Source organism: Leuconostoc sp. S50, assembly GCF_016624925.1.
GTDB classification, from domain to species: Bacteria; Bacillota; Bacilli; order Lactobacillales; family Lactobacillaceae; genus Leuconostoc; species Leuconostoc pseudomesenteroides.
Genome location: NZ_JACVUE010000038.1, coordinates 1 through 279 on the forward strand (window position 1 = coordinate 1; position 279 = coordinate 279).

General features: G+C 41.2%; 1 pseudogene. It reads right to left on the bottom strand.

Going from position 1 to position 279, the window contains the following annotated elements:
• Positions 1-279 (bottom strand): annotated as a pseudogene (locus IAE53_RS11290) (helix-turn-helix domain-containing protein); the annotation flags it as partial.

Sequence of the window (279 nt, forward strand, 5' to 3'; positions counted from 1 at the left end):
AGCAATTTGCTCTGGCGTCCAATGTTCAACATTAACCCAAGTTTCAATGATCTCTTTTAATTCTGGTGTCAGTTTGAGACCAGTCCCCATTTTACTGCGCTTTTTCAAGGCAATATATTGTCCACGCTGTGCCGAATACTTGATACGTGCGTGTATGTCCATATTCAACAGTGTTCGTCTATCTAAATGTGAGAAATCAAGTGTATTGCCACGGTGTAATTCACGTAGTATTGATGACGGCGTATAGCCTAAACGTCTTGCGATATCTGCTTGTGTCAT